Annotated in this window: 5 protein-coding genes; 2 read left to right on the top strand and 3 right to left on the bottom strand. The window is 68.5% G+C overall.

Annotation, left to right across the window (positions count from 1 at the left end; translation table 11 throughout):
* Window positions 1–50 precede the first annotated feature (50 nt).
* The 3 genes from H0X95_RS35525 to H0X95_RS35515 form a co-directional block, all read right to left on the bottom strand.
* Window positions 51–629, bottom strand: a complete 579-nt coding sequence (locus H0X95_RS35525) for a hypothetical protein (protein ID WP_059722790.1) — start codon at window positions 627–629, stop codon at window positions 51–53.
* 43 nt (window positions 630–672) lie between these two features.
* Window positions 673–1,119 carry a VOC family protein gene (locus H0X95_RS35520; protein ID WP_006484235.1) on the bottom strand — a complete coding sequence of 149 codons (447 nt, stop codon included), beginning with the start codon at window positions 1,117–1,119 and terminating at the stop codon, window positions 673–675.
* Between the two features lie 110 nt (window positions 1,120–1,229).
* Window positions 1,230–2,042 carry a helix-turn-helix domain-containing protein gene (locus H0X95_RS35515; RefSeq protein ID WP_059722792.1) on the bottom strand — a complete coding sequence of 271 codons (813 nt, stop codon included), beginning with the start codon at window positions 2,040–2,042 and terminating at the stop codon, window positions 1,230–1,232.
* 271 nt (window positions 2,043–2,313) lie between these two features.
* Here H0X95_RS35515 and H0X95_RS36350 point away from each other — a divergent pair, with 271 nt between their 5' ends.
* The gene (locus tag H0X95_RS36350) at window positions 2,314–3,333 is read left to right on the top strand and encodes a helix-turn-helix transcriptional regulator (RefSeq protein WP_006494845.1); all 1,020 of its coding nucleotides are present in this window, start codon (window positions 2,314–2,316) and stop codon (window positions 3,331–3,333) included.
* A 162-nt stretch (window positions 3,334–3,495) separates the two neighbouring features.
* Window positions 3,496–4,926 carry an amidase gene (locus tag H0X95_RS35505; protein ID WP_006492282.1) on the top strand — a complete coding sequence of 477 codons (1,431 nt, stop codon included), beginning with the start codon at window positions 3,496–3,498 and terminating at the stop codon, window positions 4,924–4,926.
* Window positions 4,927–5,371: the final 445 nt, after the last annotated feature.

The raw sequence follows: 5,371 nt of genomic DNA, 5'->3' as shown, positions 1-5,371 counted from the left end.
GGGCGGGGTGCGGGTTCAGCGCGCCATCGCGCGATTGCGTGCCGAGCGGTCTAGCGGCGGGCGATCGGCAGCGCCGCGTCGGCGCCGCCGCTTCGATAGGCGGCGCGCACGGCGTTGGTCCTCGCTTCGAGCGCTGCCGGCGAGAGCCACGGTCTCAACCGGACGACCACCCGCGGCAACTCGGCCAGTTGCGCACGCAACTGCACGATCGACCGGCAGCAACGGCAGGCCGACGATTGCGCATTGGCGGCCGAGGCGGCTGCGGCCAGCCCGGCGGTCCATTCGACGCCGCGATGGCGCCTGGCCGCGTCGAGGTGCGGCAGATAGCGCGCGTCGCCCGACAACGCGATCAGCAGCGCGGCCCAGTGCGCGCCGCGCCAGCCGTGCCGCATGTCGCGTGTCAGGTCGGCCAGCAGCGCGTCGTCCAGCGCGGACAGGCTTTGCTGACACAGATAGTGGAAGTCGAGCGGCTGGTAGCGGACCTGCGGGTAGTCGCGCAGCACCTGCCGGAGTTCGGCGCCGGTAGCGACGGCGGCGGCGAGAAACCGCTCGGCGGGCGCGGGGCGGTTCAACTGCAGCGTCGGCACACCGAGGAAAAGCCGGCTGATGTCGTCGGGGTGGTAGTGCATCGCGGATATCGGGGGATCGTTCGGGGTACGCTGTCCGGAATGCTCACTGATCGCCGGACATCAGCGCCGTGTAACGCCGCTGCATTTCATCGGGTTCGACCGCTTCGATCGTATGCCCGATCAGCCAGTCGTAACCGAACGGATCGCGGATCCTGCCCGAACGCTCGCCGTAGAACTGGTCCTGCAGCGCGCGGGTCACGCGCGCGCCGGCCGCGACGGCGGCGGCGATCGTCGCGTCGGCGTCGTCGACATGCAGATGGAGCACCATCGGCGCGTTGCCGTCCGGGTCGAGGGCGAACAGATCGTATTCCGGGAACTCGTCGGAGATCATCAGCGTGCATGGCCCGAGCTGCAATTCCGCGTGTCCGATGCGCCCCGACGGCTCGACGAGCCGGAATTTCTCCTGCGCGCCGAATGCCTTCGCATAGAACGCGATGGCGTCTTCCGCGCTTTTGGCGCGCAGATACGGAAAGACTTCGTGAATCGCCATGGTGCCCTCCGGTGGGTGGTGTGGGTGTGGCTCGATCCTATCGGGCGTCCGGCGCCCGGTCTTGAACAAAATTGACCGCCGCGGCGACCGTGGCGGTCGTGCGTCAGCAGTCAGAGCGGTACGTGAAAACCGTTCGCGCTCGCGCGTTGCCGGTACTGTTCCGGTGACAATCCGGCGAACTCGAGGAATTCGCGATTGAAATGCGGTTGATCGGCATAGCCTGCCGCCGCCGCGGCATCGGCCCACGATGCCGGCGGCGCGGCCGACAAGCCGTCGAGCAGTTGCGCGAAGCGGCGCACGCGGCCGTAGCGTTTCGGCGGCATGCCGACCGCCTCGCAAAACTGCGCGACGAAGTGACGGTGGCTGCAGCCGAGTTGCTGCACGATCGTGCGGACCGCCGTGCCACGATTCAATTGCGCGATCGATGCGGCGATGGCCGGGTCGATGCCGGTCACGCGCGGTAGCCGTGCGCTCAGCAGCGTTTCCCACAGATCCAGCCGCGCGGCGGCGGAAGCGACTTCGCCGAGCCGGTCGCGGATGCTGGCAGCGTCGGCGCCCCACAGATCGTCGAGCGACAGGTGCAGGCCGTAGAAGGCCGACGCCGGCACGCCGGTGACGAGCCGGACCGCGCCCGGACGGATCAGCGCACCGACGGTCGGCACCGGCGCGGAGACGTCCTTGAGGTACGCGCACGCCCGTGCGCCGCCGACCACGGCGACGCCGACCGTGCGGCCGGTGTCGTCTTCGACGCGGTCGAATAGCCGCAACGGCTGGGCATCGAGCCGGATCGCGATGTGTACCGCGCCGGTCGGCAGCACGCGCTCGCGGCAACGTTCGTTCCGGATCGAAAACGGCGGATACGATGCCCATACCGAGTCGATGAAGGGCCGCAGGTATCCGGCGGGACGGCGGCTGAGGATCATGTCTTGTCCCGTGTCGTGGACGGCGAACACGCCGATTGTACAAACGAATCGGGTAGGGGGCGCAAGGTCGGTTTCAACCGACGGGCACGGACGATCGGCGCACAAACGCGTCGGCGACGGTCCGCCCACGCCGCACGACAGCCGCGAACGGCGTCGGATAGCGGGTTCCGACCGGTGGCCGGCGATCCGCAAAAATGCCAGAATCGCCCGACAAACGGCGGCGCCGACCACGACGGCACGGCCGCCCGGACGACGCGACAGGAGACGACGAGTGACCCGCGATGCCATCCGCCCCCGCTCAATCCCGCCACGAGGCGCCGCGCTTGCACGGCGCGTCGGCCGCCTGCTGTTGCCGCTCTACCGGTTGCCGCAAGCGACGCGCGTCGACGAATTCGACCGGCGGCTCCTGCTGCTGCTGAACGAGCACATCGACTTCGACGGCGCATGGTTCGGCCATTCGAGCCTGCGGCCCGACGGCCCGTTGCCGCACAGCGCGTACCTGCACAATCTGCGTCCGGGCTTCATGCACGACTGGGAACAGGTCAAGCTGCGCGATCCGCTGGCGCGACTGGCGGAAACATCGTCGGAGAAGATCGTCGTCGCGTCGACGTCGACGGTTCCGCTGAACGACACGATGCGGCGGTTCTGCAAGGCGCAGGGCATCGCACAGGTGTTGTTCGCCGTGTGCGTGGACGCCGGGAATCAACGCGCCACGCACCTGTCGCTGTATCGCCGCACGCATCGCCGCTTCGACGCGGCCGACGCAAACCTGCTCGAACTCGCGATCGAGCACATGGCGTCGGCGCTCGAATGCAACCGCCTGCACTGGATGCACGCGACCGATGGCGCGACGGGCGGCGCGGCTTCCGCGCTGTTCGATGCGCATGGCGTGCTGCAGTACGCGGACGACGCGTTCCTCGCGCTCGCCGCGCTCGAATGGCCGTCGTGGGATCGCACCGGCTTGCCGGACGACGCGAGAGCCCGACTGTTCGATGCCACGCCGCCGCCGCCCGCGTTGTCGGGCGCGCGTATCCGGCTGCACAGCGAACGGCTCGGCGATTACGTGCTGGTGCGCGCGCGGGCGGCCGGCGTCGGCGCCGTGCTGAGCCCGCGCGAGCTGGCGGTCGCGCGCATCTTCTGCGACGGCTGCACGTACAAGGGCGTCGCGAAACGCCTCGGCATCGCGCCGGCGACGGCGCGGCATCATCTGCGCCGCGTGTACGTGAAGCTGCGCGTGACCACGAAGAGCGAACTGATCCGCGTGCTCGACGATGACGGCGCGCTCGCGTAAGCGCGCCGCTTTTTCCCGCTGTTCGCCGCATTCCTGCCGCACGTTCCCATCGTTCATCTGAACGATTTCGGATGGTTTTTTCGCGGGCTTCAATGAAGTCGCTTCACCGCAGTCCCGCCCATCACGACATCCGTCACCCCCGACGAACGCAGGAGAACGCCCATGAATATCGAGGAATACGTACGTTACGACGCGACCGGCCTGGCCGCCGAGATCCGCGCCGGCCATGTCAGCGCCGACGAAGCGATGCAGGCGGCGAAAGCCGCCGCCGCGCGCGTCAACCCGGAAATCAACGCGATCATCGAAACTTTCGAGCAGCCGCTCGAGTACGCGGCGGACGGGCCGTTCGCCGGCGTGCCGTTCCTCATCAAGGATCTCGTGCTGCATGCGGGCGGCGTCGCGAACGACGGCGGCTCGCGGCTGCTGGCCGGGCGCTACGTGCCGCCTGCCGACAGCGAGCTGATGGCGCGTTTCAAGCGCGCGGGCTTTGCGACCTTCGGCCGGACGACGACGCCCGAACTCGGCTTCAACGCGACGACGGAATCGCTGCTGCACGGGCCGACCCGCAACCCGTGGAACCCCGCGTACAGCGCCGGTGGATCGAGCGGCGGCTCGGCGGCGGCGGTGGCCGCGGGCATCGTGCCGGCCGCGCACGCGAACGACGGCGGCGGGTCGATCCGCGTGCCGGCGGCCGCCTGCGGGCTCGTGGGGCTGAAGCCGTCGCGCGGCCGTACGCCGGTCGGCCCGGACTACAACCTGCCGTTGTTCGGTCTCGGCATCGAGTTCGCCGTGACGCGCACGGTGCGCGACAGCGCGGCAATGCTCGATGCGGTCGAAGGCCCGGAGACCGGTGCGATGTTCGATATCGCGCGGCCGCACGAACGCTATGCCGACGCGATCCGCACGCCCGCACGCCGGCTGCGTGTGGCATTGGCGACGCGCATGCCCGGCGCCGGCGTCACGCATCCGGATTGCGTCGCCGCGGCCGAGCAGGTGGCACGCACGCTCGAACAGCTCGGCCACGACGTCGACGTGGCCGTACCTGCGTACGACGCCGAAGCGCTTGCGTCGGCGAGCTGCACCGCGTGGACGGCGTTCCTTGCGTCGGCCGCGCTGGGCGCCGCCGATGCGCTCGGGCGGTCGTACGATCCGCGCGAAGTGGAAGCGTGCACGCATGCATGCATCGAGCACGGGCGCCGGCTGTCGGGACTCGACCTGCAACGCATGCTGATGCAGTTCAATGTGCTGTCGCGCGACGTCGGCGGGTTTTTCGGCGGCTATGACGTGCTGGTCACGCCGGTCACCCGGATGCCGACGGTCGAACTCGGCCATCTCGACCAGAACGATGCGACGCTCGACGCGCGCGGCTGGTGCGACAAGCTGTTCGACTACTGTCCGTTCACGGGGCTTTTCAACATCACCGGCACGCCGGCGATTTCGCTGCCGGCCGGCTGGTCGGGCGACCGGCCCGTCGGCGTGCAGCTCGCCGGGCCGATGGGCAGCGAAGCGGTGTTGCTGCAGGTCGCGGCCACGCTGGAGCAGACGCTCGGATGGCATACGCGGCGGCCGCGCGTGCATGCAGCCGGCGGTTGATGGCCGGCGGTCGACGCGGCCGCGTGCGATGTCGCGATCGGGGGCTCGGCAGTAGCGCGCGGATGGCGAGTCGTTGTCGCAGTTGACGGGGGGCTTGTCGCGACATGTCGACGATGTGGGCGGATGTCCGAGGCTGGGGTTGTCGCGTGAACACCCGGAACGGAACCTTCAGCCGATCCACTTCACGCATCGTCATGGTGATCGTCCCAGTCACGTTCATCGCCAGCGCTCCCAAGGGTGCAGGCGATCAACCTACAGGCTAAAACACGACATTTTTATTTAGCGGAAACGCGACATCTGAACTTGGGACCTACACACATGTCATACCCGGATTCAGATGTCGTAGCGCCAGCTAAATACAGATGTCGCATGTTTCATCGGTCTTTCCATCCTTTAACGTTGAAGCGCCGAGCCTGAAGCAGCAGGGCGCTTACGTTCATCAGCG

It is taken from the genome of Burkholderia sp. 9779_493, assembly GCF_015712215.1.
Lineage (GTDB): Bacteria > Pseudomonadota > Gammaproteobacteria > Burkholderiales > Burkholderiaceae > Burkholderia > Burkholderia cenocepacia.
This window is presented reverse-complemented; position numbering and strand designations above follow the sequence as displayed.

Coding starts and splice junctions, on each gene's coding strand:
- H0X95_RS35525 (WP_059722790.1), bottom strand. CDS start 629: ATGCACTACCACCCCGACGACATCAGCCGGCTTTTCCTCGGTGTGCCG.
- H0X95_RS35520 (WP_006484235.1), bottom strand. CDS start 1,119: ATGGCGATTCACGAAGTCTTTCCGTATCTGCGCGCCAAAAGCGCGGAA.
- H0X95_RS35515 (WP_059722792.1), bottom strand. CDS start 2,042: ATGATCCTCAGCCGCCGTCCCGCCGGATACCTGCGGCCCTTCATCGAC.
- H0X95_RS35505 (WP_006492282.1), top strand. CDS start 3,496: ATGAATATCGAGGAATACGTACGTTACGACGCGACCGGCCTGGCCGCC.